Origin of the sequence: Pseudomonas fluorescens, assembly GCF_000968015.1 — a bacterium.
Taxonomy (GTDB): Bacteria; Pseudomonadota; Gammaproteobacteria; order Pseudomonadales; family Pseudomonadaceae; genus Aquipseudomonas; species Aquipseudomonas fluorescens_W.
In genome coordinates, this window is record NZ_LACH01000053.1 from 89,157 (window position 1) to 113,330 (window position 24,174).

24 protein-coding genes and 1 tRNA gene are annotated in these 24,174 nt (G+C 58.2%); 7 read left to right on the forward strand and 18 right to left on the reverse strand.

Annotated elements, in window-relative coordinates; all coding sequences use genetic code 11:
• Positions 1-88 precede the first annotated feature (88 nt).
• The 3 genes from VD17_RS22400 to VD17_RS22410 form a co-directional block, all read right to left on the reverse strand.
• The gene (locus VD17_RS22400) at positions 89-751 is read right to left on the reverse strand and encodes a class I SAM-dependent methyltransferase (protein WP_046055704.1); all 663 of its coding nucleotides are present in this window, start codon (positions 749-751) and stop codon (positions 89-91) included.
• A 72-nt stretch (positions 752-823) separates the two neighbouring features.
• Positions 824-2,473, reverse strand: a complete 1,650-nt coding sequence (locus VD17_RS22405; protein ID WP_046055705.1) for a phosphoethanolamine transferase — start codon at positions 2,471-2,473, stop codon at positions 824-826.
• 184 nt (positions 2,474-2,657) lie between these two features.
• Positions 2,658-4,040, reverse strand: coding sequence for a glutamine synthetase family protein (locus tag VD17_RS22410; RefSeq protein WP_046055706.1), 1,383 nt, complete (start codon positions 4,038-4,040; stop codon positions 2,658-2,660).
• Between the two features lie 511 nt (positions 4,041-4,551).
• On the opposite strand from VD17_RS22410, the gene VD17_RS22415 reads away from it, so the two are divergent.
• From VD17_RS22415 to VD17_RS22425, 3 genes are all read left to right on the forward strand, one after another.
• Complete coding sequence (locus VD17_RS22415) at positions 4,552-5,736, forward strand: cyanate transporter (protein ID WP_046055707.1); 1,185 nt, start codon at positions 4,552-4,554, stop codon at positions 5,734-5,736.
• Positions 5,737-5,751: 15 nt separating this feature from the next.
• Complete coding sequence (locus VD17_RS22420; protein WP_046055708.1) at positions 5,752-6,669, forward strand: DMT family transporter; 918 nt, start codon at positions 5,752-5,754, stop codon at positions 6,667-6,669.
• 131 nt (positions 6,670-6,800) lie between these two features.
• Entirely contained in the window at positions 6,801-7,736 is a 936-nt protein-coding gene (locus VD17_RS22425; protein WP_046055709.1) for a LysR family transcriptional regulator, read from the forward strand.
• A 3-nt stretch (positions 7,737-7,739) separates the two neighbouring features.
• Here the strand turns inward: VD17_RS22425 and VD17_RS22430 are convergent, their stop codons facing one another.
• From VD17_RS22430 to VD17_RS22445, 4 genes are all read right to left on the reverse strand, one after another.
• A complete protein-coding gene (locus VD17_RS22430; RefSeq protein ID WP_046055710.1) occupies positions 7,740-8,105 on the reverse strand; it encodes a 5-carboxymethyl-2-hydroxymuconate Delta-isomerase in 366 nt (121 codons plus the stop codon).
• A gap of 70 nt (positions 8,106-8,175) precedes the next feature.
• Positions 8,176-9,087, reverse strand: coding sequence for a LysR substrate-binding domain-containing protein (locus VD17_RS22435; RefSeq protein WP_046055711.1), 912 nt, complete (start codon positions 9,085-9,087; stop codon positions 8,176-8,178).
• 170 nt (positions 9,088-9,257) lie between these two features.
• Positions 9,258-9,449 (reverse strand): YegP family protein, encoded by a 192-nt coding sequence (locus VD17_RS22440; RefSeq protein WP_008074435.1) that lies wholly within the window; start codon positions 9,447-9,449, stop codon positions 9,258-9,260.
• 291 nt (positions 9,450-9,740) lie between these two features.
• Entirely contained in the window at positions 9,741-10,085 is a 345-nt protein-coding gene (locus tag VD17_RS22445; RefSeq protein ID WP_046055795.1) for a hypothetical protein, read from the reverse strand.
• A gap of 329 nt (positions 10,086-10,414) precedes the next feature.
• Between VD17_RS22445 and VD17_RS22450 the strand changes: the two genes are divergently transcribed.
• On the forward strand, positions 10,415-11,581 hold the full coding sequence (locus VD17_RS22450) for an MFS transporter (protein ID WP_185753199.1): 1,167 nt from the start codon (positions 10,415-10,417) through the stop codon (positions 11,579-11,581).
• Positions 11,582-11,727: 146 nt separating this feature from the next.
• Here the strand turns inward: VD17_RS22450 and VD17_RS22455 are convergent.
• The 5 genes from VD17_RS22455 to dapA all read right to left on the reverse strand — a co-directional run bounded on the left by VD17_RS22455 (position 11,728) and on the right by dapA (position 15,417).
• Positions 11,728-11,817 (reverse strand) — tRNA-Ser (locus tag VD17_RS22455).
• Positions 11,818-11,900: 83 nt separating this feature from the next.
• Positions 11,901-12,614, reverse strand: a complete 714-nt coding sequence (gene purC, locus VD17_RS22460) for a phosphoribosylaminoimidazolesuccinocarboxamide synthase (protein WP_008034929.1) — start codon at positions 12,612-12,614, stop codon at positions 11,901-11,903.
• A 28-nt stretch (positions 12,615-12,642) separates the two neighbouring features.
• Entirely contained in the window at positions 12,643-13,401 is a 759-nt protein-coding gene (locus VD17_RS22465; RefSeq protein WP_008153089.1) for an MBL fold metallo-hydrolase, read from the reverse strand.
• Positions 13,402-13,405: 4 nt separating this feature from the next.
• Positions 13,406-14,521: an outer membrane protein assembly factor BamC gene (bamC, locus tag VD17_RS22470; RefSeq protein WP_046055713.1), complete on the reverse strand. Its 1,116-nt coding sequence runs from the start codon at positions 14,519-14,521 to the stop codon at positions 13,406-13,408.
• 17 nt (positions 14,522-14,538) lie between these two features.
• A complete protein-coding gene (dapA, locus tag VD17_RS22475) occupies positions 14,539-15,417 on the reverse strand; it encodes a 4-hydroxy-tetrahydrodipicolinate synthase (protein WP_033054058.1) in 879 nt (292 codons plus the stop codon).
• 329 nt (positions 15,418-15,746) lie between these two features.
• On the opposite strand from dapA, the gene VD17_RS22480 reads away from it, so the two are divergent.
• Positions 15,747-16,307, forward strand: coding sequence for a glycine cleavage system protein R (locus VD17_RS22480; RefSeq protein WP_046055714.1), 561 nt, complete (start codon positions 15,747-15,749; stop codon positions 16,305-16,307).
• Positions 16,308-16,317: 10 nt separating this feature from the next.
• Positions 16,318-16,791: a peroxiredoxin gene (locus VD17_RS22485; protein ID WP_033054060.1), complete on the forward strand. Its 474-nt coding sequence runs from the start codon at positions 16,318-16,320 to the stop codon at positions 16,789-16,791.
• A gap of 142 nt (positions 16,792-16,933) precedes the next feature.
• On the opposite strand, the gene VD17_RS22490 is transcribed toward VD17_RS22485, so the two are convergent.
• Positions 16,934-18,004, reverse strand: coding sequence for an AI-2E family transporter (locus VD17_RS22490; RefSeq protein WP_046055715.1), 1,071 nt, complete (start codon positions 18,002-18,004; stop codon positions 16,934-16,936).
• A gap of 31 nt (positions 18,005-18,035) precedes the next feature.
• Entirely contained in the window at positions 18,036-18,275 is a 240-nt protein-coding gene (locus VD17_RS22495; RefSeq protein ID WP_007930235.1) for a sulfurtransferase TusA family protein, read from the reverse strand.
• Positions 18,276-18,373: 98 nt separating this feature from the next.
• Between VD17_RS22495 and VD17_RS22500 the strand changes: the two genes are divergently transcribed.
• On the forward strand, positions 18,374-19,807 hold the full coding sequence (locus VD17_RS22500; RefSeq protein WP_046055716.1) for a M48 family metalloprotease: 1,434 nt from the start codon (positions 18,374-18,376) through the stop codon (positions 19,805-19,807).
• A gap of 74 nt (positions 19,808-19,881) precedes the next feature.
• Here the strand turns inward: VD17_RS22500 and VD17_RS22505 are convergent, their stop codons facing one another.
• The 4 genes from VD17_RS22505 to rpoE all read right to left on the reverse strand — a co-directional run bounded on the left by VD17_RS22505 (position 19,882) and on the right by rpoE (position 23,658).
• The gene (locus VD17_RS22505) at positions 19,882-21,312 is read right to left on the reverse strand and encodes a DegQ family serine endoprotease (RefSeq protein ID WP_046055717.1); all 1,431 of its coding nucleotides are present in this window, start codon (positions 21,310-21,312) and stop codon (positions 19,882-19,884) included.
• 181 nt (positions 21,313-21,493) lie between these two features.
• Entirely contained in the window at positions 21,494-22,450 is a 957-nt protein-coding gene (locus VD17_RS22510) for a MucB/RseB C-terminal domain-containing protein (protein ID WP_046055718.1), read from the reverse strand.
• A gap of 8 nt (positions 22,451-22,458) precedes the next feature.
• Entirely contained in the window at positions 22,459-23,046 is a 588-nt protein-coding gene (locus tag VD17_RS22515) for a sigma-E factor negative regulatory protein (RefSeq protein WP_046055719.1), read from the reverse strand.
• A gap of 30 nt (positions 23,047-23,076) precedes the next feature.
• Positions 23,077-23,658: an RNA polymerase sigma factor RpoE gene (gene rpoE, locus VD17_RS22520; protein ID WP_007944079.1), complete on the reverse strand. Its 582-nt coding sequence runs from the start codon at positions 23,656-23,658 to the stop codon at positions 23,077-23,079.
• Positions 23,659-24,174 lie beyond the last annotated feature (516 nt).

Genomic DNA, 24,174 nt, shown 5'->3' on the forward strand with positions numbered 1-24,174 from the left:
TCGCCCCCGGCGATTTCCGCGCATTCACTGAACAAGAGCTTTAGCGAAAATGCCTGCCGGACGGCAAGAAATGTCTGACAAGTGGAGACTAGCCGGCCTTACGCAGTACATAGACGCGCATCCGCGCACAGCCGGGCAGGAAATCCTGATGACTGAGCAAACGCAAACCTGCGCGCTTGAACTCGGCTTCCACGTCGGCCTTGCTGGCCAGCGGTCGGGCCGGAACGCCCTGTGCATCCGTGCGTCGGCCTTTGAAATGAGCATCGACCCGTACCGCCACAATCACCGTATCGCGACTGACCCGATGGAACTCCTTAAGCATGGCCAAGCGATGCTCGGGGCAGGCGATGTGTTGAAACAGTTGCATGCAAAAAATGCAGTCAACCGCATTCGCCGGCAAGCCGATGTCGAACGCTGAACTCTGAAAGGTCTTGACCCGTTTCAGCAGGTTCTGCGGATGGTGGGTGCGGGCATGATCGAGGATGTCCTGCGACGGGTCGGCCGCGAGAATCACCCGGTTGGCATGCTCGGCCAGAACCGGCCAGAAGCGCCCGACACCGCAGGCCAAATCGAGAACCAGGCCCGGCTCGCCAGCAGCCTTGAGCGCGTTGCGCACCAGTTGCTCGTCACGCCAGAACGTCAACCGCCCGGCCAGGCCACGCGGTCGCGGCTGAAGACAGACGCGGGCGTGCTCCTCGTCGTAGCGCCGGGCGATCTCAAGCTCGATGGCGGATGGGGATTGAGCGGACATGTGCAATGGCTCTCGGGGGAAACTCTGCCGGCCGCAAGTTAGCGACCGGGGCATGAAAAAAGGTTGAGGTACTCACTCTGTGGCCAATACGCCGTCGATCACCGCACCGCGACACCCGGCAAACATATCCAGGTCCTGGTTGTAGACCTTGCTCTTGACCTCCAGCAAACCGAGCATCGAATGGAACAGGTTGTCCTGGCTCAAGGGCTTTTCGCGACTCAGTTGCAGGCAATGGGTGTCCACCGAGAACGACTTTTGATAGCTGTCTGAAAACCATGCAAGCATCGCGACATGTTTTTGTTGTTCTGGCGCGAGCATGTAAGGCGTGCCATGCAGGAACAAGTTGTACTCGCCCAGGGATTCGCCATGGTCCGACAGATAGAGCATCGCGGTGTCGACTTTGCCCTGATTGTTACGCAACAGATCGATCAAGGTGGACAGCACGTGGTCGGTATACACCAGGGTGTTGTCGTAGCCATTGACGATACTTTCGCGACTGCAATTGTTCAGGGCGTTACTTTCACAAACCGGGGTGAAGCGCTCGTATTCTTTCGGGTAGCGCTTGAAGTATTCCGGACCGTGACTGCCCATCTGGTGCAACACCAGTACCGTGTCTTTATCCAGGGTATCGATGAAGTGCTGCAAACCCTGCAGCAGGATTTCATCGCGGCATTCGCTATTGGCACACAGCACCGGGTCTTTCAGGTTACTGACGTCGTCGACAGTAACCCTATCGCAAGTACCTTTGCAGCCCGATTGGTTATCGCGCCAGATCACGTCGAGACCCGCGCGTTTGAGTACATCCAGCAGGCCTTCCTGGTTCTTGGCCTTGCTGGCGTTGTAATTCTTGCGGCCCATGTCGGAAAACATGCACGGCACCGACACCGCTGTTTCCGTCCCGCAGGAATGCACGTCGGTGAACGCGATCAGGCCGGCTTCTTTAGCCAGTTTCGGTGTGGTGTCACGGTTATACCCCAGGATCCCGAAGTTCTCGGCCCGGGCACTTTCGCCCACCACCAGCACGGTCAGGGATTTGCGGCTGTGGGTTTGCCAGGCGGGATTTCGCTGGGCATCTTCGCCCAGTTTGACGAAGGGTTGCCGCGCAGACGCGACCTGCTCACGCAGATAGCCGGCCGAGGCGCCGATGTAGTTGCTCGGCACCACCATCAGGCGCAACTCATGGTGGTTGCGAAACAATGAGGACAACCCTTGATAGTTAACCAGTGCGACGCCACCGATCACAGCAACTGACGCGACACTCACGAGAACTTTACTGAGTAGTTCACGGTGCCAGCGACGGTAACTAACCGGCGTCTTCCATAGCAAAATGGACGGCAAAACACCGAGCAAAACAATATAAACAAGCAACTTGATCGAAAGTAAGTCACGCACTTCCGTCGCATTGGTTTGAGCAAAGTTACGCAACATGCCGGTGTCAATCAAAACACCGTATTGGCTCATGAAATACGCCACCCCGGCACTGATCATAAAGAGCAGGGTCAAGACCGGTTTGAGCACAGGCCGGAACGCGAGCAGGGTCAGCACAATGTTGAAGGCGGCCAGAATCATCAAGCCGAAAGCCACGCGCATGACGATGCCCTGACCGTCAGATGCCGTGATTTCAAACAGGTGTTGCCAGAGAACAAGATTGAAGCCCGATAATAGAAACGCGCTGGCAATCAGTGTCACCCACTCGGGGCGCACGGCTTTAATCTTCAACATGATGATCGGCTGGTCCTGAAAAGAAGTGCCTTCGGTAAATGTGAAAATTTCGTTTACCGCGGCAGCACTAATTTTAGGCAGCCAGCCATCAATTTTTTGTGAAAAAGAAGCTAACGATTAGTCGGCTCGTGGCACCAGGCCAACATTTTTGGCTTATTTGAGAATGGTTGAGGTTCGGTTCGGTTCAGGCTTGATGCAAATACCAGCGCCAATCCTGTTCGCCGACCTCGCCCATGAACTGGCGATACTCGGCACGTTTTACCGCCAGATACACGCCGAGGAACTCACCGCCGAACGCTTCCCGTGCCCAGCTCGAACCTTCCAGCGCCCGCAACGTGGTCAGCCAGTCAGTCGGCAACAGTTCCGTGGCCTGGGCGTAGCCATTGCCCTCCACCGGCGCGCCAGGATCGAGCTGTTCGCGAATACCGCGATGGATCCCGGCCAGAATCGCCGCAGCCGCCAGATACGGGTTGGCGTCGGCGCCACAGATGCGGTGTTCGATATGCCGGGAAAACGCCGGCCCGCCGGGCACGCGCAAACTCACGGTGCGATTGTCCACGCCCCACGTGGGGGCCAGCGGCGCATAGCTGTTGGTCTGGAAGCGTCGGTAAGAGTTGGCGTTCGGACAGAACAGCAGCAATGAATCGAGTAACGTACTGAGCATCCCGCCGACCGCCTGTTTGAGCAGTGGCGTGCCGTCCGGGGCTTCGCTGGCGAACAGGTTGTTGCCCTCCTTGTCCGCCAGGCTGACGTGCATGTGCATGCCAGTGCCCGCCAGGTCATCGAACGGTTTGGCCATGAAGCACGCTGTCATCCCGTGCTTGTGGGCCACGCCTTTGACCAGCCGTTTGTAGCGCACCGCCTCGTCCATCGCCTGCAAGGCATCGGGGCGGTGTTCGAGGGTGATTTCCACTTGCCCCGGCGCGTATTCGGAAATCGCCGTGCGCGCCGGAATACCCTGGAGTTTGCAGGCGCTGTAGAGATCGGCCAGAAACGGCTCGATTTGCTCCAGCTCACGCAAGCCATAGACCTGAGTGCCTCGCGGTCGCCCGCCATCGACATCCCGCGCCGGTTGCGGCCGACCATTGCTATCGCGTTGCTGATCCAGCAGGTAGAACTCCAGCTCCGCCGCCATCACCGGGTAATAACCGTCGGCCTGCAAACCTTCGATGACGTTCGCCAGCAGATGCCGTGGATCGGCAATCGTCGCGGGCATGCCCTCCTTCGGGTGCATGCTGACCTGCACCGCCGCCGTTGGAATCAGCCGCCACGGCATGCGCGTCAAACTGCCGCTGATCGGATACGCCCGGCAGTCGATATCGCCAACGTCCCAGACCAGGCCGGAGTTTTCCACGTCATCGCCGTTGATGGTCAGTCCAAGAATGGTGCTCGGCAATGGCCGCCCGCTTTCGTACACCGCCAGCAATTCATCGCGGTGCAACAACTTGCCCCGAGGTACACCGTTGTTGTCGAGGATGAACAACTCGAACATCTCGATATCCGGGTTCTGTTCCAGAAAGGTCAGGGCTTCTTGCTTGGAGGCGAAAGATGTCGTGGCAACACTCATGGGAATTCTCTTATTTCCGCGTCAGGCAAACGCACAGGCGTCGCCGCTTTGATCCCGGCGCATAGCGCGGGACCTATAAGAACAATCAACGGGAAATGCAGGAATCCGGTGGGCGCGCGTGACGGCAGTGCCACAGCGCCCAAAAGGCTAATTCGGAGGGAAGTGCGACGGGGCAACCGTCCATAGATAAAACCGCTGAGAACAGATGACCAGCAGCGTCACACGGGCGGTTAAGTCGTTAAATCGGGATTTGAAGAACTTTGGATGTGGGATGGCTAAACATTCTATAGCCATCCTAGATCCAATGTAGGAGCCAGCCTGCTCGCGAAGGCGGTGTGACAGTCGATATTTATGGTAACTGACACTCCGTCTTCGCGAGCCGGCTCGCTCCCACAGGGGATCTGTGTCTCGGCAGAGGTATTTAATTTCTAAATACTGCTCCGGACTTTCTGATTTGCGGCCCGCAGGCCTCGCGCGCCTAATCGGCTCCTTGTCATTCAAGGTCAGATCGATGGAAAACGTTCGCGCAATCTTCCGCCCCGCCCTCTGGCTGATGTTCAGCATCATGCTTGTCGCCCTGAACCTGCGGCCCTCCATGGCCGCCGTCGGTCCGTTGCTGTCGGCGATTCGCGGCGACATTGCACTGAGTTTTAGCCTGGCCTCGCTGTTGACCATGCTGCCAGTGATGGCGATGGGGCTGGCGATGTTCTTTGGGCTCGGCGTCAGCCAACGAATCGGCGAACAACGCACCGTGGTGTTCTCGCTGTTGATCATCGGCGTGGCCACGGTGTCGCGGTTATTCCTCGATTCGGCGGCCGAACTGATCCTCAGCGCCGTGCTGGCGGGTATCGGTATCGCGCTGATCCAGGCATTGATGCCGGCGCTGATCAAATCCCGCTTCAGCGACAACGTTTCCGTGTGCATGGGGCTCTACGTCACGTCGATCATGGGCGGCGCAGCGATTGCGGCATCGTTTGCGCCGCTGATGATGATCCGCACTGGCAGCTGGCGCGTAGGCCTGGCGATCTGGGCGGCGCTGGCGCTTTTAGCGTTGCTGTTTTGGTGCGTGCAACGTGAAAGGCTGCCGGCACAGCCTGCTCAGGCGCAGCGCAATGTCTCCTTCTTCGGCAATTCCCGCGCCTGGCTGCTCGCCATCTTCTTCGGCCTGGGCACCGCGTCCTACACCTGTGTGCTGGCCTGGCTGGCGCCGTACTACGTAGAAAAGGGTTGGGGCGAACAAAACGCCGGGTTGCTGCTGGGTTTCTTGACCGCCATGGAAGTGTTGTCCGGCCTGCTGACACCGGCCATCGCCAACCGCAGCCGTGACCGGCGCGTGGTGCTGGTGGTGTTGCTGTCGCTGATCATGGCGGGTTTTTGCGGGCTTATTCTCAGCCCGCAGTACCTGAGTCTGTTGTGGCCATGTCTACTGGGGCTCGGCATCGGCGGACTGTTCCCGATGAGCCTGATCGTGTCCCTGGATCATCTGGACAATCCCCAGCGTGCCGGCGGCCTGACCGCGTTCGTGCAAGGCATCGGCTACCTGATCGCCGGTCTCTCCCCGCTGATTGCCGGGTTGATCCGCGATCAGCTTGGCAGCTTCGAATGGGCCTGGTGGTCACTGACCGGCGTTATGGCACTGATGATCCTGATGGTTTTGCGCTTCGATCCGCGGCATTACGCCCAACACATTCACTGACCCGGACACCCCACCATGAAACACACCGGTTTCGTCGCCGCTCACGTCGGCATGCTGATCTGGGCACTGTTGATCGCTGCATCGTTTTCTGCGGCAGCACAGGTCAACCAAGCCATTGACCCGATCCTGCTGACCGGTTTGCGCCTGCTGTTCTGCGCCCTGGTGTTTTTGCCGCTGCTGCTGATCAAGGGCGATACCGCCATGACCGTCCTCGGACTGTTCGGCCATGCCGTGCTCGGCTTGCTGCTGGCGGTGTATTTCGGCTCGCTGTTCGAAGCATTGCGCTACACCTCGGCCGTCAATACCGGAACGATGTTCACCTTGGTGCCACTACTGACATTGCTGTTCGAAGCCGTATTGATGCCCGACAGCAACCTGAAACAGCGGGTGCTGCCGATGCTGATGGCCGCTGCCGGGGCCGTGTTGCTGGTTTTGAAAGGCACAGGCCCTGGCGAGCTGCCTTCGTTGTATGCAGTGTCGGTGTATGGCGTCGGTTGCCTGGCGATGGCGTTCTACTCGCCCCTGAGTCAACGGCTCAAGGCCAGCAGCCTCAAGGGTCGCGGACCGGTGGGCATGACGTTCTGGAACATGCTGTTTGGCGCGCTGTTTCTGCTGGCATTCTGTGGGTTCAGCGGCGGCTGGCGATCGGCGTCATTGCTGACTGTGAGCGATTTCTGGTGGCTGATTTACCTGGCGGTGTTCGCCACGCTGGCGACCTTCTGGCTGCTGCATCGGGCCATCGGCGTTATCGCCCCTTCCTCGGTCATTTCCTACATTTACCTGAGTACGCTGTTCCTCACATTGTTTCACTGGTTCTGGTTACGTCTGTCGCCACTGCCGCTGGAAATCATTGGCGCGCTGCTGGTGGGAGTCGGTATGTGGGCACTGCTGATGTCCAGCCGCCGCGGGGTGCCTGCAGCCGTTCAGGGCTGAAGGCCTCTGGAACCGCCCCACAACTTTCCATGAATACGCCTACAAGGCATTCTCCTGGCACCATCGTTCCGTTAGGATCACTTGCACAAGTTTGCGCACAGTCAGCGCAAGGAGCACAGCGAGACGAACGGATGTTGAACAGTAACTTGCTTAGAAAGCTCGATATGCAGGACCTCATGGTGTTTATCGCCGTGTATGAGCAAAGCAGCGTCAGCGGTGTATCCGAGGCGCTCTGCGTCAGCCAGTCCACCGTGAGTTACTGCCTGAAAAAACTGCGTACCAGTTTCGAAGACGAGCTGTTCATCAATACCCGCGCGGGCATGCGCCCTACCTACAAAGCCAGCACCATGTACGCCCACGTGCTGAAGATCCTCGAAAGCATCAACCTGTGTCACGCCGGTGCGCCAGCATTTGACCCCACCCTGCAACCCGTCACCTTCAATATCTGCGCACCGGAATACTTCGAGCAGTTGATCCTGCCGCGCCTGTTGAAAAGCTTCGATTTCGCCGACCTGCCAGTGATGGTCAACATGCACAAGTTCGAAACCGACATCCCGGCCGAAGAACTGCGCGACGGCAGCCTCGACCTGGTGATTTGCTTCGGCCCGAACTTTCATCGCAGTCACGGCGATTTCAAATCCCGGCTGCTGCTGGAGGACGACCTGGTCTGTGTCTTCGATAAACGTGCCACACCGCCGGAGCCGCGTTTAAGCCTGCAAGCCTTCGTCGAACGCCGGCACGTGTTCCCGACACCCTGGACGTCCACCACCAACATGGTCGACGGCTGGCTGGCACAGCAGGCGCAAAAACGGCAGATTGTCGCGCGGTCCAACAGCTACAGCGCGGCACTGAAGATGATCACCGGCACCGACTTCATCCTGACCCTGCCTCGGCGTATCCAGCAATTGCTGGCCAACGAGGCGATCTTCAATCATTGCGAAGCACCCAACGGCTTGCCGGGTTTCAGCCTCGAGATGCAATGGAGCCAGAATGTCGATCAGGACAGCGCCAACACCTGGCTGCGCGAGCAAGTGGTCAAGGCCTGCACCGAGCAAGAAATGGCCTGAAACTCAGTGACTGATAGCAATCTTGGTGTAGGACTCTCGATCGATGTCGAGGATTTCCACGGCCAGTTGGACTTCAATGTCCGTCGGCCAATCACACAGCTCCTGCACCACAGCCAGCAAACTTTCGGACAACTGCTTCTTGATCTGCGGTGAGCGACCGCTCAACAGTGCCAGTTTCACATGCACAAAGGCTCGCTCACCTGACACCGTGCCGACCTTGAACGTCTCAACCTTCACCGCTCGACTCTTGATGTCGTATTCGGCAGCAAACTGACCGGAAGCCACCAACGTATTGTTAAGCCGGATCAACGCCAGGTCGGCATTGAGCTCGGGCAGGTTGGCGGTGTATTCCATGTGCAGGTGAGGCATGACTGAGCTCCTGAAAGTGGGCAGAAAAGGTCGTACATATAACACAGCACCGCCCTCACTCGGGCAGTGGTTACTCCGCGCGCTCACTCATGAACGCCTCCAGCCGCGACCTCAACCAGCGCTCGGCGGGGTCGGTATCGACATGACTGAGCCAGACCATCGACAGATCCAGGGTCGGCGTCTTGAACGGGAACGGCTCCTTGAACAGTTGGCCAGACGCGGCCATCGCGTCGGCGGCGTAGTCCGGCAGACTGGCGATCAGATCGGTCCCGGCGAGCAAGGCCGGTAGCGAGCTGTATTGCGGCACGGAAAGGACGACTTGGCGCGTACGACCAATCTCCGCCAGCCACTCATCGGCGTAACCACTGACATTGGCGGTATGGGAAACCAGCACGTGCGGTCGTGCGCAATACTCATCGAGCGTCAGCGGTGTGTCCGATGCGTCCGCACGCAAAATGCAGGGCAGGATGTGCCGCAACAACTTGCGCTTGGCGTTGGCCGGCAGCCCGCGAGTCTGGCTGATACCCACGGTGATATCGCCGGACGCCAGCAAATCCGGAATCCGCCAGTAATCGACATGCTGCACCACAAACACCACCTTCGGTGCTTCATGGCGCAAGGCGCGCAGCAACGGCGGCAGCAGGCCAAACTCGACATCGTCCGACAGCCCGATACGAAAGGTCATGGTGCTGCTGGCGGGGTCGAAATCATGGGTCAGGCTCAACGCCACCGACAACGAATCCAGCGCCGGAGACAGGTGCAGGATGATTTCCTCGGCCCGCGCCGTCGGCTCCATGCGATGGCCGACCCGGATAAACAGCGGGTCGTTGAACATCGTGCGCAAGCGATTGAGTGCCGAACTGATGGTCGGCTGGCCGAGAAACAATTTCTCCGCCACCCGGGTGACGTTGCGTTCGAGCATCAGCGTTTCAAACACCACCATCAGGTTGATGTCGGCCTTGCGCAGTTCGTTACGATTCATCCACTGACCCCTCTCCCAAATCTGATGACAGTTTAGGTAGGCGTCGCAATCGGCGTCTATGCGACTCAAGCAGTTTGCGTTTTATCTGGATTCAGGCAGCGGCACCCATAACCGTAAGACCGCCTGTTGAAACGAAGCTGCTCTGGCTGAGCAGCTTCACCGCCTGAAGCCTAGATTTCCTTGACCGGGGTCTGATCGTGGGTCCCTTTGATCAAGCTGATGGCATGCACACAATCAGACTTGTTGACGTAAGCCTCCCCGCTGGCAATTGTTTCATGGTTTCCCGCCCTCAAACGCCACCGCCATTGACCTTTGCCGGTCTGTGCGATGCCACGGGTTTGCCTGTAAATCTCAAAATACATTGCTCGCTCCTTGCGATTGCTGATGACGGCAGATCAGTGATCTGCGAAACCAGAGTAGATGAGGTTTTTTTGCGGCAACGGGTTTCAATGTCAGGGGATATTTCGCAGATACAGCCTTGATTGGCGGGACGACCAATAGATTCGGGGGGCGGTAAATTGGGTGACTGCGCTGAGTAACTTTTCCCTTGAAGAGGCATATTTTTCTTACGCTGCGGTGCTGTCTGTTCCGACGCAAAAAACGCTGATTCGGGCCTTTGGTGATCGCCCGGTAATACATGCCATACAGACTGTTCACTGATTTTTCTGCTGAGTTGAATCGTCAGCGGACAGGGCCAAAGGCTGTTCTTCCACCAGCACGGCATCTTCCTCAAGTTCTGTTTGAGGTTGAGCCGCTACCGTGGTGGTAGCTGGGGCACGATGGGGCAGGAAAACCCGCACAACCCTTTCAATCAGTGAAAGGACTCCATAGGTGATGAAGCCAAAGATCAGTCCGACAACCACAATGCTCAAAGGGTGCATCTGCTCTGCGTCGGGACTTTCCAACATGTAGCTAAAAGCCTGAACAGCAACGGCCAGGCAGGCTGCAAATGCTGCCACCAGCTTCACAAACACCCAAAACCGTCGCCATCTGTTCATGCACTCACCCGTCATCCGGTGATTTGCTCTGTATTGCATGATAGCTAATGACCCGGGTTACACCGAAAGTCAGAAAAAACTCATGTGGGATCGCTGACAGAAAGGCGACTCTCTTCAACAGATTGCGCAATCTGTTGATCGAAATCACTCATCGATACAGCGTATCTTGGCGGAGGTAGCGGCAACGCGGCTGCAGGGGTGCGAGGCGCTATTAGAGGCCTCTGCCAAACAGGCTTTCGAGGCTCACGATGAAAACTACTGACAAGTCGGGTGGCACTTCGGTTACTGCGCCAATCGAGAAGGCGTCAACAGGCAACGTCTGGCGCACCATGCCTGGCGGCATCTGGGCGTTGGGCTTCGTCTCGATGCTGATGGACATCTCCTCAGAGATGATCCATGCATTGTTGCCGCTCTATATGGTCACAGTACTGGGCACCTCCGTTTTGGCCGTGGGTCTCATCGAAGGCATAGCCGAGGCTACGGCCTCGATCACCAAGGTATTCTCCGGAGCTCTCAGTGATCGACTGGGCAAGCGCAAACTGCTCGCGGCGCTGGGGTATGGGTTGGGGGCACTGTCCAAACCGATCTTTCCTTTGGCGGGCTCTCTGGACTGGTTGACCGGGGCTCGCTTTATCGACCGCATTGGCAAAGGTATTCGCGGCGCCCCGCGCGATGCGTTGGTGGCCGACATCACGCCGCCCGCGATCCGTGGAGCAGCTTTCGGCCTGCGGCAAACGCTGGATACCGTTGGTGCATTCCTGGGACCGTTGCTGGCAATCGGATTGATGTGGCTGACCGCGAACCACTTCCAGACTGTGTTCTGGGTGGCTGTCATCCCGGCCTTCCTTGCCGTCGCGGTGCTGCTGGTGTTCGTTCATGAGCCCAAACAAGTGGAAGGGACGCACCGGGTGCGGGTGCCCTTGAGCCGGCGGGAACTGACCCGACTGGGCGCTGGCTACTGGTGGGTGGTGGGTGTCGCTGCGGTGTTCACCCTGGCGCGTTTCAGCGAAGCCTTTCTGATTCTGCGAGGCCAAGCCGTCGGGCTGGCGCCGATGTGGGCGCCAGCGGTGCTTGTCTTGATGGGGGTGGCGTATTCACTGTCAGCCTATCCCGCCGGAGTCTTGTCTGATCGTGTCAGCCGCGTGGCGGTGCTCGGCGTGGGTCTGATCTTGCTGATTGCTGCCGACCTGACTCTGGCGTTCGCGCCGGGTATCGATGGCCTGGCCGTCGGCGTCGTTCTTTGGGGGCTGCACATGGGGTTTACCCAAGGGATATTCGCCGCCCTGATCGCCGATTGCGCGCCGGCTGAACTGCGCGGGACGGCATTTGGCATGTTCAATCTGTTGACCGGGTTGACCTTGCTGCTGGCCAGCGTCATCGCTGGGGCGCTGTGGGACACGGTAGGCTTCCAAGGCACTTTCTTGATGGGCGGGGGCTTTGCTGTTCTGGCTTTGCTGGGATTGTGGGTGATCCAGGCGAGAGTTCAGGTTCGATAGCAAAGAGCGATACCGCTTATGTTTAGCAAAAAAGTCGTACCGCTCTCCGGGAAAACAGGCGGCAAATTTGCGCTGAAACGAAACGCCAGAAACGAAAAAGCCCCTGAAATCTTTAAAAATTTCAGGGGCTTAGTCTTATTCAATAATGGCGGAGAGATAGGGATTCGAACCCTAGGTACCGGTGAAGGTACAACGGATTTCGAATCCGTCCCATTCGGCCACTCTGGCATCTCTCCAACGGCGCGCATCATAACAACACTTTTGCCGGAAGCGAACCCCCTAAGCGAAATTTTTCCGTGCTATCAGATGCTTGCGTCGATTAAAGCGGTACGCCCAGACGATTGGCGACTTCTTCGTAGGCTTCGATGACGTCACCGAGGCCCTGACGGAAGCGGTCCTTGTCCATTTTCTTGCCGGTCGCCTTGTCCCACAGACGGCAGCCGTCCGGGCTGAACTCGTCGCCCAGAACGATGGAGCCGTCAGAGAACACGCCGAATTCCAGTTTGAAGTCGACCAGCAGCAGGCCGGCGTCGTCGAACAGTTTGCTCAGGACTTCGTTGACCTTGAGCGACAGTTCCTTCATGCGAACCAGTTGCTCGGCGGTGCCCCAACCGAAGGCCACGACGTGGGATTCGTTGATGAACGGGTCGCCCTTGGCGTCGTCCTTCAGGAACAGCTCGAAGGTGTAAGGGTTGAGCTTCATGCCCTCTTCGACACCCAGGCGCTTGACCAGGCTGCCGGCGGCGTAGTTACGTACGACGCACTCGACCGGGATCATGTCGAGCTTCTTCACCAGGCATTCGTTGTCGCCCAGCAGTTTGTCGAATTGGGTCGGCACGCCGGCTGCTTCGAGTTTCTGCATGATGAAGGCGTTGAACTTGTTGTTCACCATGCCTTTGCGGTCGAGCTGCTCGATGCGCTTGCCGTCGAACGCCGAAGTGTCGTTGCGAAACAGCAGGATCAAGCGGTCAGCGTCGTCGGTCTTGAAAACCGATTTGGCTTTGCCGCGGTAGAGTTCTTCACGTTTTTCCATGATGGGCTCCGCTTGCTAAGTAGGTGGGCTAGGCGATGTGTCGCCAGTCGAGCCCTGAATCTTGATCGGCCAGTTGCAGCCAGTCCGGGTCGCACCCGAGGGTGTCGACAAAACATTGCCGGGCCAGCTGCGGCAGGTTGTTCTTGCTGCTCAGATGGGCCAGGACCAGGTGTTGCAGGCCTTGCCAGCCCAACTCGGACACCAGGAATGCCGCCTGATGGTTGTTCAAATGCCCCAGTTCACCGCCCACCCGCTGCTTGAGAAAGTAGGGGTAGTGACCGCGAGCCAGCATGTCACGGCAATGGTTGGACTCGATCATCAACGCATCGAGATCCCGATAGCCGTCCAGCACCTTGTTGCAATACGAGCCCAGGTCGGTCAACAGGCCGAAACGCCGCTCACCGTCACTGAAGACGTATTGCGTCGGCTCCTGTGCATCATGGGCCACGGCAATGACGCCGATGCTCAGTGCGCCGATCTGCAGTTGCTCGCCGCCGGCCAGAAGGCCAGCCGGTTCAATTGGTTTGCGCATCCCGCGCAGGGTACCGCGACTGAGGTAGACAGGCAGATTGTAGCGCCGAGACAGCAAACCCACGCCATGCACGTGGTCGGCATGTTCGTGGGTCACGAGTATCGCGCTCAACTGCGCAGGGTTCACACCCAGGCGCAGCAGGCGTTTTTCGGTTTCCCGCAGGGAGAAACCACAATCCACCAGCACATACGTGTCAGCGCTGGCTATCAGCGTGCCGTTCCCTTGGCTACCGCTGCCGAGAACGGCAAAACGCATGTGATCAGCCCAGGTTGTCCTGAATCACGCTCAACACTTTGCGCGCCACGTCTGCTGGCGCCACGGTGTTGATGTTTTTCTCGACGGTGACCTGGACGTTGTCGCCAACCTTGCTCAGGCGAACCTGATAGCGTTCGGCACGGGCTTCAACTTCTTCCTTGCTCGGCGCGCTGCCGAACAGGCCGCTGAAGAAACCAGGTTTCTCGTCTTTCTTCTCGGCTTTTTCAGACAGGTTGATGTAGTACAGACCCAGGCTGCGGTTGATGTCTTCTACGCGCCATTCGCCCTGTTCCAGCGCACGACCGACGCTCGACCAGGCACGATCCAGATCGGTGCCGACGTTCAGGACAGGGTTACCGCTGCCGTCTTCGCTCAGACTGACACGACCTGGCGTATCGGAGTCACGCGAAGCCAGCATGGAGACCGAACCGCCCTTCTCCGAGGTGCGGCTCATGCTCGCGAGCATGTCGTCGACCAGTGCAGCGTCCAGGCCAGTGTTGACCGAACGGTTGGTGAAGGCCACGTCGGAGGTGCTACCGGCAGGACGCTCGGCGCTGACCACGTAGATTTCACTGGTGTTGCGCTGCACGCCTGGCTCGATGCGGACCCGCACGCGGGTTTCGCTGTCGGCGCCGACACCGGCTGCGCTCAGGCGCTTGGCCATCGCGGCGGACAGTTCGTCGGAATGCTGCCAGGTAGTGGTGAATTCGCCGGTTTGCGGACGCTGTTCGTCCAGACGGAAACCGTTGTCCTGGAAAAACTGCACGGCCACTGGCCAGACTTCGGCCGGCGGGTTCTGAGCGACGATCCAGCGCGAATCACCGGTCTTTTGCAGGGAGTAGGCGCTGGCGTCAGCCGCTGCCGACAACGGCTGCGGACGAGGAACGATGTACTCGCCCTTGACGGTGTCATCGGCCACGTTGCGCGGGATCGGCAACAGCGGATCCAGACGTTTGGCAGTGCTGACATCCGGCGGCAGTTGCATGGGTGCAGTCTGTTGCGCTTCCAGGTAATCGCTACCGCGGTCACGGAAATAACCTTCCGGGCCCCAGACCCATCCGCAGCCACTGGTGCTGGAGATGATCAAGGCAAGTGCGGAAAGTCCGGCCAATCGCTTCATGCGTAGTACTTCCTCAATTAAACCAGGACGCCGGACTGGCGCATGGCCTGCCGCAGCGGTTCGTGACAGGCAGCACTGAGCCAGGTGAGCGGCAGACGGATACCGTCCGGCATCAAGCCCATTTCATGCAGTGCCCATTTCACGGGGATAGGGTTGGATTCGATAAACAGGGTTTTATTGAGCGGCATCAGCTTTTCGTGAATCGCGCGAGCCGTGACGGCGTCGCCTTTCAGCGCAGCGTTGCACAGGTCGGCCATATCGCGCGGTGCGACGTTGGCGGTGACCGAGATGTTGCCTTTGCCGCCGAGCAGGATCAGTTCGACTGCGGTGGCGTCGTCACCCGACAGCACCACGAAGTCTTTGCTCACGCCGTCGATGATGGCTTTGGCACGGCTCAGGTCGCCGGTGGCTTCCTTGATGCCGATGATGTTTTTCACGGTCGACAGGCGGATCACGGTTTCGGTCAGCATGTCGCAGGCCGTACGGCCCGGCACGTTGTACAGGATCTGCGGGATGTCGACGGCTTCGGCGATGGCCTTGAAGTGCTGGTACAAGCCTTCCTGGGTCGGCTTGTTGTAATACGGGGTGACCAGCAGGCAAGCATCGGCGCCGGCGGTCTTCGCATTGGTGGTCAGCTCGATGGCTTCGCGAGTCGAGTTGGCGCCGGTACCGGCGATCACCGGAATGCGCCCTGCAACCTGCTTCACCACGTAACGAATCACTTCGATGTGCTCGTTCACGTCAAGGGTGGCCGATTCACCTGTAGTGCCGACCGCCACGATCGCGTGGGTGCCGTTTTGCAGGTGAAAGTCCACCAGTTTGCTCAGGCTGTCCCAGTCGAGACGACCTTGTGCATCCATGGGTGTGACCAGTGCCACCATACTGCCCGCAATCATGCAACCGCTCCTGCCGGAAAAAGAGAGCGGTAATGGTACTGGCGCCAAGATGCTTGTACAAGCGAAGTACTGCGCTGCTGCCATTCCCCTTGGCGCTGCTTTTCGCTACCCTTCAGACTTTGATCGGTACTGATAAGCTCGTACGCCGGGTTCCAGCCTCCATTTTCGGCATCACAAGCCCCGATCCAGCGTTGCCACCCTTCGCTCTTGCCACTCTGGAGCATGTTGCAACCTTGCGCCTCGGGTTTTTTGAATTCGCATCCGCAGGCTCGCCCCCAGTAAAAAAAGCCCGTAGAAGTATCGACCGCTCATCGCTTTAGGAATGCTGCATGTCCACCCCCACAGTTCGCGAACAATTCCTTGTCATCAGTGCCCTCGGCGCCAACCCCATGGAGCTGACTAACGTCCTGTGCCGCGCCAGCCATGAAAACCGCTGCGCCGTGGTCACTTCCCGCCTGACCCGTCACGGCGAGTGCAGTGCGTTGATCCTCGAGATCTCCGGCAGCTGGGACGCCCTGGCGCGCCTCGAGGGCAGCCTGTCGAGCCTCGCCAAGAAGCACGCCTTTACGGTCAATGTGGTGCGCAGCGCAGCGCTGGAGAATCGTCCTCAAGCCCTGCCATACGTCGCTTATGTCAGCTCGGCTTACCGCTCGGACATCATCAACGAGCTGTGCCAGTTCTTCATGGACCACAACGTCGAGCTGGAGAACCTGACCTGCGACACCTATCAGGCTCCGCAAACCGGCGGCACCATGCTCAATGCCACGTTTACCGTGACCTTGCCGGCCGGTGTGCAGATCAGTTGGCTGCGCGATCAGTTCCTGGATTTCGCCGACGCGCTGAACCTGGATGCCCTGATCGAACCGTGGCGCCCACAAAACCCAATGTAAGGAAGCTTTCATGGCCGTTGCCATCGACCAACCGGTTGCCGACTTCGAAGCACCCGCCACCAGCGGGCAGACCGTCAGCCTCGCGAGCCTCAAAGGCAAGCAAGTGGTGATTTACTTCTATCCGAAGGACAGCACACCGGGATGCACCACCCAGGGTCAGGGCTTTCGTGATCAGCTTGATGCTTTTAAAGCCGCCAACACCGAAGTCTTCGGCGTGTCCCGCGACAGCCTGAAATCACACGAAAACTTCAAGGCCAAGCAGGCGTTCACCTTCGAACTGATCAGCGACAAGGAAGAAGCGCTCTGCCAGCAGTTCGATGTGATCAAGCTGAAAAAGCTCTATGGCAAAGAATATATGGGCGTTGATCGCAGCACGTTCCTGATCGACAAGGACGGTGTGCTGCGTCAGGAATGGCGCGGTGTGAAGGTGCCGGGCCATGTGGATGCTGTTCTGGCTGCCGCTCAGGCGTTAAACAAAGCCTGAATATTTGGCGTTCTTTCGGACGCTATCGCGAGCAGGCTCGCTCCCACAGTTGACCGAGTTGTTGAGACATATACGATCAAATGTGGGACCGAGCTTGCTCGGGATGAGGCCATCAGCCTCGTTGAAGGACAAGAGCCACCCGTTAAAGCAGCGGCGCCACCACCGGCTCTTTGCGCGGCCACGCATCCAGTACGGCCTTGAACAGGGTTGCTAGCGGAATCGCAAAGAACACCCCCCAAAAGCCCCACAGCCCGCCAAACAACAACACCGCGCAGATGATCGCCACCGGATGCAGATTGACCGCTTCCGAGAACAGCAGCGGCACCAGCACGTTGCCGTCCAGCGTCTGAATGATCCCGTAGACCGCCATCAAATAGATGAACTGATCACTCCAGCCCCACTGGAACAGTGCAATCAGCATGACCGGCACGGTCACCACCACAGCGCCGACGTAAGGCACCACCACCGATACGCCCACCAGTAATGCCAGCAGTGCCGCGTAGTTCAGCCCCAGAACAACGAAACCGATGTAGGTCACGCCACCGCAAATGAAAATCTCGATGACCTTGCCGCGAATGTAATTGGCGATCTGCCGGTTCATCTCATGAGCGACGCGGGTGATCAGCGCCCGCTCACGGGGCAAGTAACCACGCACCCACTGACCGATCATCTCCCGGTCCTTGAGAAAGAAAAACACCAGGATCGGCACCAGCACCAGATAGATCATGATGTTCACCAGCAACGGCAGACTCGACAGCGAGAACGTCAGCGCCCACTGCCCGAACTTGCCAATCTCGCCGCGCGCCACTTCGATGGCCTGCAGCACCTGCTCGTCGGATACCAGATGCGGGTAGCGCTCCGGCAACAGCAATAACAGCGACTGCCACTTGGCGAGCATGCCGGGTAACTCGTTGAACAGCGTGATCAACTGATGCCAGAGCAATGGCACCACAACCACGATGAACACCAGCAATAGCCCCATGAACAACGCAAAGACCAACCCCACCGCCACCCCGCCCGGCATGCGCAGGCGCTCGAGAGTGACGACCAACCCTTGCATCAGATACGCCAGCACCATCCCGGCCAGCACTGGCGCGAGCATGCCGCCCAGCGTTAGCACGGCGGTAAACGCCAGAAACAGCAGGACCGCCAGCACAACGGCCTCTTCATCGGAGAAGTAGCGCTGAATCCAGTCGCGTAACACTTTGAACATCAATAATCCTTAGAAACGAACGCAGCACAATTCAGGCTTTTTTCAACCAGTAGCGGTAAACACCCGCTTCATCTTCCTCACGAAGCAGCGTATGACCGGCCAATCGGGCAAAGGTGCGAAAATCGCGCTGTGAGCCCGCATCGGTGGCAATTACCTTCAGCACTGCGCCGCTGGCCAGTCGATTGAGTTCCATTTTGGCCTTGAGCAACGGCAAGGGGCAGTTCAGGCCGCTGGCGTCGAGCTCGGCGTCATGGGCTACAGCGTCGGTCATTGCATCACTCCGGGGTCAGGTAGTCGGGCGGCTAGAATATCTGGTCCGAAGCGTAGTGTCCGGCTACAGTAAGGTCTTTGTCGACTAAGGCTTTGTGCATGACTTTTTTGCGCCCTACCCTGCTGACGCTCGCTTGCCTGCTCGCCTCACCGGGCTTCGCCGACGACCTGCCGTCACTCGGCGACGCCAGTTCTGCCATCGTCTCGCCGCAACAGGAACACCAGTTGGGCCGTGCCTGGCTGGCGCTGTTGCGCAGTCAGGTTTCGCAGCTCAACGATCCACAGCTCAAGGACTACGTCGAATCCAGCGTTTACAGGCTGGTAGAGACCAGCCAGGTCAATGACCGGCGCCTGGAGTTCATCCTGATCAACAGCCCGCAACTCAACGCCTTCGCGGCACCGGGCGGCATTGTCGGGGTTAACGGCGGCTTGTTCCTCAATGCCCAGACCGAAGGCGAATATGCCTCGGTACTCGCTCACGAATTGGCTCACTTGTCGCAGCGCCACTTCGCCCGTGGCGTCGAAGCCCAACAGCGCATGCAGGTGCCAATGATGGCCGCGCTGCTGGCCGGGATCGTGATTGCCGCAGCCGGCGCCGGCGATGCCGGGATTGCAGCCATTGCGGGTACGCAGGCGGCGGCCGTTCAGGAACAGCGGCGTTTCTCTCGCCAGAACGAACAGGAAGCTGACCGCATCGGCATCCTCAATCTGGAAAAGGCCGGTTACGACCCCCGCTCGATGCCGACCATGTTCGAGCGATTGGCGCGCCAATACCGCTTTGACGCCAAGCCACCGGAATTTCTGCTGACTCACCCGGTGACTGAGTCGCGGATCGCTGACACGCGCAACCGCGCCGAACAGGCAAAACCCGGCGGCATCGAAGACACTATGCGTTATCAGCTGATTCGTGCGCGGGTCCAGTTGATCTATGAAGAAACCCCTGGCCTGGGCGCCAAACGCTTTCGCGCCCAGCTTGATGAAAACCCGAAAAATGATGTCGCTCGCTATGGCCTGGCTATCGCCCAGATCAAGGGCGGCCAGCTGAATGAAGCACGGGAAAACCTCAAGCTGCTGCTGGCCAAGTCGCCAAACGAGATCATCTACAACCTGGCGCAGGTCGATCTGGACATCACCAACAATCGTCTGCCGGACGCCCAGTCCCGGGTTGACCGGATGTTGACGCAGTATCCCGGCAACTATCCGCTGAATTCGGTGCGTGTCGATCTGCTGCTCAAGCAGAACCGTGCGCCCGACGCGGAAAAAGCACTGGAGAATCTGCTCAAGAGCCGTCCGGACGATCCGGACGTCTGGTACATGGTGGCCGAGACTCGCGGTCTGTCAGGCAACATCATCGGCCTGCATCAGGCCCGCGCCGAGTATTTCGCCCTGGTCGGGGATTACCGTCAGGCCATCCAGCAACTGGACTTCGCCAAGCGCAAGGCAGGCACCAACTTCCCGCTGTCGTCGCGGATCGACGCACGGCAACGTGAGCTGATGGAGGAAGAGCGCATGATCAAGGACATGATGGGCTGACGCTTGTCAGAAAAATTTCAGACACAAAAAAACCGCCTCTTTCGAGGCGGTTTTTTATTCAACCAACAACCGGATTATTCAGCCAGTTTGAAGGTGATGAAGCTGGCGCGTCCTTGACGCAGAACCCGCATCGACACCGAGCGGTTCTTCGGCAGCGCCTTGGCGATATCCGTGAACTCCTTGGTGGAACCGATTGCCTGATTGTTCAGGTGAGTGATCACGTCGCCTGGCTGCAGGCCAATCAGAGAAGCAGGACCGTCCTGGACTTCCTTGATCACGACGCCGCCTTTGAGGTCGTAGGTTTTCTTCTGTTCATCAGTCAGCTCGACCACGGAAACACCCAAGCGATTGCTGCTGCGCTCGGTGCTGGATTTCGGCAGCGCATCCAGCTCTTTGCCTTCTTCCGGGATAGCGCCGACAGTCAACTCGACATTCTTGCGCTTACCTTCACGAATCACTTCCAGATCAGCTTTCGAACCGGCCTTCAGCGCGCCCACCAGGTGTGGCAGATCGGCGGACATGACGATCGGTTGGCCGTTCATGCTCAGGATCACGTCCCCTACTTGCAGGCCACCCTTGGCAGCCGGGCCGTCATCCTGGATCTGAGCCACCAGCGCACCGGCCGGCTTATCCAGACCGAACGACTCGGCCAGGTCCTTGTTCACTTCCTGAATCACCACACCCAACCAGCCACGGCTGACTTTGCCGCCGCTTTTGAGCTGATTGGAAACGTCCATCGCGACATCGATAGGGATCGCGAACGACACGCCCATGAAGCCGCCGGACCGGGTGTAGATCTGCGAGTTGATGCCGACCACTTCACCGGCCAGGTTGAACAGCGGACCACCGGAGTTACCCGGGTTGATCGGCACGTCGGTCTGGATGAACGGCACATAGTTTTCGTTCGGCAGGCTGCGACCGATGGCGCTGACGATGCCTTGGGTCACGGTATGGTCGAAACCGAATGGCGAGCCAATCGCCACGACCCACTGGCCGGCTTTCAGATCCTGGGATTTGCCGAGTTTCAAGACCGGCAGATCCTTGCCTTCGATTTTCAACAGCGCCACATCGGAACGTGGATCGGTGCCGATCAGCTTGGCCTTCAATTCGCTGCGGTCGGCGAGACGAACGAGAATTTCGTCGGCATCGGCGATTACATGGTTGTTGGTCAGGATGTAGCCATCAGGCGAGATGATGAAGCCCGAACCCAGGGACTGGGCTTCGCGCTGACGATCACCGCGTGGCGCACGAGGCTGTGGCGGCATGCCGCGCTCGAAGAACTCGCGCAGCATTGGCGGCAAGTCATCAAGGTTAGGCATCTCCTGGCTCGACACTTTGCGGTCCGGCAGTTTCTGCGTGGTACTGATGTTCACCACCGCGGGCGAGGCCTGCTCGACCAACTGTGTGAAGTCAGGCAACTCGGCCGCCTGAACAGCGACCGCCTGACCAAGCACCAGCACGGTGGCAAAAATGGAGAGATAAGACTTCAAGCGTGGTATCGACATACGGCTCCCGTTACGACGAGCATGGTTAAGCGATATGGAGCAAGGAACACCGGGAACGATACGCCGGTATTTTTGTTCCGGGAACAACAAACAAGGCCAGAGCCGAGAGGCTCTGACCTATAGAAAAAATCGGGAATATTTGCAAGTTGAAATGCTCACCAAACATTTCGATTTCAGCTCACTACTTGGTTGCAGTGGCGTCGCTGCGCATGGATAGCGCAATCCGCTCAGCGGTGCCAATCGGAATCTCACCGACCACGGTCACCATCATTTCGCCTTGCGGGGTAGTCAAGCGTCGGGAAACTGCAGCGGTCGGCCCCAACTGGGTGCGAGTGTCAGTAATTGTTGCGCCATTCAATGGTTCAAGGAAAACCGAGAAACGGGCCAGACCGTCGTCATACATCAGACTGTTGACTTGGGTTTTGGTCTCTGGATCCTTGCGGGAGGTACTACTGGTCAGCTCGAAACCAGGTGGTAACCAGTCCGAACGCCATACTTGCGCTGCCTTGATGGCAGAAGCCTTGTCGCTGTCGAGGACAACCGTTTTGCAATCGGCGCCTGGCTGCAAGTCACTGTCGGACGGAACATCGGCGGTAACCAGTTGAGTGAACTGGAATCGCTCCAGCAACTGCCCTCGTTCATTCAGAAGCAATGATTTGAGAGGCAGGCCGGTTTCTTTATCCAGATGCAATTCAAAACCGTAGCGGTGTTGATCGCGAGGTGTCAGTGAAACGATCACTGCCGCACGCCCGGCCACACGCGACTTGCCAATGACGGCAAGGTCATACCAATTCTTTAACTTTTGTGGATCGAGTGTGCGAGCAGAGGAGCTGGGAGAATCTCCAAGCCCTGCGATCAGGATGCCGCTGACGCATTGAGTACGCCCATCAATGCGTACGACTTCCTGTGCCGAGCCATCGAGCTGGAGTAAACGCTCGCGGACCTTGCCATCCTGGACACGGTGCCAGATGTTGTGGGTAGAAAAACTACCGTTACGCTCGTAGACGAATGTACCGTGAAAACTTTGCTGTTGCTCGGCTTGGCCCAGACGGGTCAACCAGTCCTGGGCTTCATCAGCATGGGCTGGAACAACAAACCAGCCACCGAGCAGAAGCGTAAGTAGAGGGATGGCGCGCATGATCCTCCTTAACGGTTTTCCAGACTGGCTGCACGAGCGTAAGGCAGAGCGCTCTCAGTACCTTTCAGTGCAGCCTGTTGAGCATGTTGGCGCAAGTAGCCTGGCAGACGCTGATCGTGCCAGCCCGGCTGACCTTGCAATACGCCGTTGGCCATAGGGCCAGTGGCTTCCGAACTCTCATTGTAGCCTGCTAATACAGCTGGACCCTTGACCTGAGGAACGGCCAGACCAGGTTGACTGGATTGCTGAGCCAATTCGACCCCAGCGATCTCGTCCTGGTTATACAGACGAACACCTGCCAGTACGGCGAGGGTTACCGAAGCAGCGACCGCCAGACGACCCAGGCTGCGCCATGGACCACGGGTGGCTTTTGCAGGTACAGCTTCGTCAGCCAGCGCAGCAGAGACTGCCGCAGCGATATCCAGACGTGGAAGCAGCAGATCCTTGTGCATAACTGCCCGAGCGATTTGATAACGAGCCCAGGTATCACGGGTTTCGACATCGTCAAAGGCATTCAATACCCGACGCAATTCCAATTCGTCCGCTTCGTTATCCATCACTGCGGACAGCGATTCCTGCAGGGCTTCACGACTCATGGCGTTCCTCTCTTGGCTATCGCCGCTGTCTCAGTTTTCCTGCAACAACGGCTGCAGGGCTTTATCGATGGCTTCCCGAGCGCGGAAAATCCGGGAGCGCACGGTACCCACCGGACATTGCATGACCGCTGCAATGTCCTCGTAACTCAGACCATCGAATTCACGTAAAGTTAAAGCCGTACGCAAATCTTCTGGAAGTTGCTGGATGGTTCGATGGACGGTGCCTTCGATCTCATCCCGCAGCAATGCACGCTCTGGCGACTCGAGATCCTTGAGGCCATGATCGCCATCGTAGAACTCTGCATCTTCGGAACTGACATCGCTATCCGGCGGCCGACGGCCGCGTGAAACCAGATAGTTCTTCGCCGTGTTGATGGCGATGCGGTAAAGCCACGTATAAAACGCGCTGTCCCCGCGAAAATTGCCAAGTGCACGGTACGCCTTGATAAAGGCTTCCTGCGCCACATCCTGGGCTTCATGGGTGTCGTGCACGAAACGCACGATCAACCCGAGAATTTTGTGCTGGTATTTCAGCACTAGCAGATCGAAAGCTCGCTTGTCGCCGCGTTGAACGCGCTCGACGAGCTGCTGATCCTCTTCCTGGGTTAGCATGAACACTCCTCGATAAGCTCGGAGGAGGCTTGCATAACTAAACGACCAGGCTTGCAAACATAGACTCGGGCTTTTCGCAAAAGTTCTCCCCCTCCAAGCAAGTTTCCTGCGGGCTCTGATTTGGCACGCACGAAAAGCGCAGCTCGGCATGACCCGGCTGCGCGAATAATCTTGTCATCGGATTCGCCGGGAAGGACCAAACCGCAAGTCCCACCCCGAAGCCGACACTGTCCTTCTTTTCAGGCACCGTCTATTGATCTTGGGCCTTTGGCAAAAGTTCCAAATATTTATAGCCGCGCGAAAGCGACATTGTGCAACCGTGAATAGAAAAAGAGTGTTAAATCGCTGATACAGTCTCCTTGTCGCCGACCGGCCGAAAAACCATCCGACGAAGCGTCAGATATTTTCCGTCACAGTAGTTTCACAATGCCATATGCGCTCGGGTATTGTGCCGCTCCCCCCCTCTATATACTAGTGGGCTGTGTGGCTGCCTTGACTCGCCGTTCCAGGAGTCAT